Here is a 3908-nt window from a genome sequence, read left to right as displayed (position 1 = left end):
CCGTTTTTGTCTTTTACAAATTCAAGTCGGCCAGCAGTATCATAAGTATAGGTTATTGTCTCTCCTTTTGGATCTGTGATAGTACTTACTCCAACAAGAGGAATATAAGTATAAGTTGTAATCATAGAATTTGCAAAAGAAGTATTACCTCGCAAAGCATTAATTGCAATCAGATTGGTCTCATTTAGTGCACTTACACTTGAAACGCCTAAGGCAGCAGCTACCTGCATATTTGTTGTATTTTCGATCTTGGCGATAGGCTGGGTCTTATTATAACCCCAAACATAAACGATGTGAACCCCATCTTTTTTCGAAACTTCTAAAGGATTTCCTTTGTTATCATAATCATTGTAAACAAGGCGGTCTTCTAAAGAGTTTGATCCTTTAGCAGTTTTAACACTACTTGGAAGCACAATACCTTGATCCGTTTTAAATAAATTACGCTGGATAGATGTTATCTGACCATTTTTTTTAGTAACGGTTTGTACTGGAGTAGCAATACGATGTAAATCGTGTGTCTTTAATCGATCAATCTGTGCATATTCCGAAGAAATCAAATTGCCCCCTTCTGCTAAACTGGCTGTAGATGAAATATCATCAGGATAATAAATTTTAGTTTCCAAAACTTCTCCTACACTATTAGTAGCTTCAATTCTTGTCTTTTGGAGATGTATAGCATTGTCATAATAGAATTTTTGTTCATTTACAACAGGATTTTGTCCATTAGTATCATATAAAGTTTCTTTTGTCGCCGTTTGCTGTGTTAAATTGGAATAATATGGATGCAATTGGAATTTAAAATAACTGCAATCATAATAATTATCTACAACAAGAGAATAATTTTCTTTTTTGGCACCAATGACATAATTGGGGTTTTGATATAATTTGTTAAGGTCAAAATTGGAAGCAGAAAATCCGTTGATGGAATAATCGTTCTGAATTTCGCTGACCGGGTCATACGTACTACCAGCCCTCTTATAGTTTTGTGTCAAATAATTTAATCCATTGTGAGGAACTCTCACGGGAGGAAATTGGTAGTAATCATCCACATACGAAACTGGATTATATGTTCTAAACAAATCTTCAGTGTTATAAAATTTTTTAATTTGTTTTCCATTATCAACATTAGCCCCCTCATAAATAGTTTCTACTTGATCATAACCAACATAGCTACCAGCATCTTTTGAAAAAGCATTAATGGAATTTGAACTACCTACTATCAAAGGATTTCTTACTTGATTGCTTCCACTTCCGGTATAGGTAAATCGATGTATGCGCTCATACCTTGGCATTTTAGTTTTTAATTTGCCATAAGACATTTGGACTACTTGTCCATCTACTGTACTTTGGTAATGATAATTGAATGCTCTTTTGGTTTCCAAACTACCATCTGAATCATAATCTGAAATTGATTTTACTCGTAACCCCCCACCTTGGGAATAATACGATTGTATATTTTGATAAGTTGTTTCCCAACTAGCTTTTATATCTGCTACTCCAATCAATAATCCATTTCGATCGTTGAAATAGGCTTCCAATGTAAATTGATTACCACTTACTGGATTCAATGCTGTTCCCAATTCTTCAGCAGGATATACATAACCCGCATAAGCATAACCTTGTACATTATTCCACTGTTGATTTCCTTCATTGGATGGAAAATAATAATATCTTAAATCCGTTCCATCAGATTTTTTAAGTCTAAGATGAAAAGTACTTGAAAAATCAACATAGGGTTTAGTTGAGGACATGCTTTTGTTCCAACCTGAAAGAATAAAAAAAGCTTCTATTCTAAAAGGAAGCTTTCCAGGTGTAAATGGTACAGAAACAGTGTATGGGGTTGTTTCATCTGCCTTAGCGGTTTGCCATACTCTAGATGTAACAGTTTGAAGATTAATTTTGTCAAAAGTATTCGTTTCATATTCAAATACTGTCGATCCTTTTGTGGGGTAGGTAATTTTTTCTAGGCTAAAAAGTTTTGCATAAGCTTCACTAGGCACCCTATTGGCTGCAACAAAAGAACTTCCTTGAGATGCCGTAATATTAGGATTGACTGATGGAATAAAAGACCGGGTATTACCAGCCCCGTTGTAAAATCCCCAGTAATCCTGATCCAAAGTTGTCTTATTGGGAACATAATTATTATAACCATGGTAATATTCAAAACTATGTTTTTTTATAGAATCTTCGGTCACGGAATCCAAGCGTAGTCTAAGGTTAAAGTGCGGAAATTCAGAACTCCCAGAATTTATAGAACCTGAATAATCCCCCTGAGCCAGACTTTTGATATTTCCGTTACCTGCATTACCAAAATAAGTGTAGTTGAAATCATGCTGTTTTATAATTTTATTTGCATTGTCAATAACCTTAATTGATTCTAAATAATAACCATCTAAATCGCTTCTTACATTATCTGCTGAGTAATTTAATTTTACTTTTCCATTACTAAATTGTATTTCAGATAAATAAATCCCTTCAATAGAAGTATAGGGACCAGCATATTCTTTAAATCTTGCTTGGGGTACTGGTGAAGCACAATCGGCACAAGAGTCAATTTCAAAGTTTTGGGTAAATGATCTTAAAGGGACTATGTTTCCCTTATTTTCATATATAAAATTGATATTATTACCGGAGATATCAGTAATTTTTGAAAGGTACCACGAAGAGGTATACCCTGGAGTACCTAGACCAGAGCCCGAGAAATTAGTGAACTCTGTTTTATTAAATTCATAAATAGTTCCATCTTCCGTTGTAATTGTAAATTTCACCGATTGACTAAGCCCACTGGAAGTATCTACGAAAATCTTCAAGCCCCCTTTTTCCGTCAATACAGCATTTCCATTTCGGTCTAAGACAAACGATCCGGAGTAGCCGTTGAAGTTATAATAAAACATATCAGGCATAAAATCGTTGTCTTGGTAATATGGATTAATAGTTTGGTCAAAACTTGTAAGATTCCCATTTACCAAAAATTTGCACTGTGAATCCGCGTCGACAAAACCATGTTGATCCGGGTCAAAATAGCTACCGGATCCAATAACAGGATCTGGATATTGCTGACTATGCTTTAAATATCCCACACTTGAAGTGGCAAAATCATCGTTCCCATTAATACTTCTTGTTATTGCACCTCCAATATTTAAAGCCCAGCCCAAACCCACATTCCCGGATTCTTCAGAAACTTGAATCCCACTGGCGTTATAGCTTAAAGAAATAGGCAAGGAAACAGCACCTTCCGTTACGGTATATAAAGGAATTGAAACACTAGGTAATCCACTATATTCATTAACTGGAGTTATTGTAGATTTAAATAGTGAAGCTACATTGGGATTTGGTGGAATAATTTTTGAGAATTCCTGAGAAAAAACACTGTAGGAAAACAAAAGAAAGTAACTAATAAAATGAATTCTTTTCATATATATTTTTTGAAAAATGAAAAAATTAACTTTCAAACTATTTTATCGGTCAACAATGATTGACAATAATTAATTTAAAAAATTATACTTTTAGACTTGAGTTTAAACTCAATTAAGAAATTCATTTTGAAATAAAACAAAAATCTTTTTGCACGCGAATCTACACTATTTATTTATTAAAATAATACGTTTTTACTTGTTTTTTTAACTTTTATTTAATACAATAATTTTTATAACCTGAAATCGTATTTTATACTTTAGCAGTAATATAGTATATTTAAGTTTACTCTTATCTATCTTATCTTACCACCAAGTTCAAATAAAGCTTATGCAACTCATCTAATATCTCAATCTCTGCATCCGGAAGGAGCTGTAGTGCAATTTCGAGCAAAATCAATACATTTATTCCAGACACAGAAGCAGATGAATCGGGAGTATCATTTTTAAGTGCAGCAATACTTACTTTAAGCAAATCCGAAACCAGTAGGTTTA

The 3908-nt window shown here is 33.5% G+C and carries 1 protein-coding gene and 1 pseudogene; both read right to left on the bottom strand.

Features of this window, described 5'->3' with window-relative positions:
• Positions 1 to 3416: RHS repeat domain-containing protein (locus tag PMI10_RS14335; RefSeq protein WP_007809193.1), on the bottom strand; the 3416-nt coding region annotated here is incomplete at its 3' end.
• Positions 3417 to 3714: 298 nt separating this feature from the next.
• Positions 3715 to 3908: pseudogene (locus tag PMI10_RS22355) on the bottom strand (hypothetical protein); the annotation flags it as partial.

The sequence above is a fragment of the Flavobacterium sp. CF136 genome, assembly GCF_000282055.1.
In the GTDB taxonomy this organism is placed as follows: Bacteria; Bacteroidota; Bacteroidia; order Flavobacteriales; family Flavobacteriaceae; genus Flavobacterium.
Note: the sequence above shows the minus strand (reverse complement) of the source record. Positions and strands in the feature narration are given on the sequence as shown.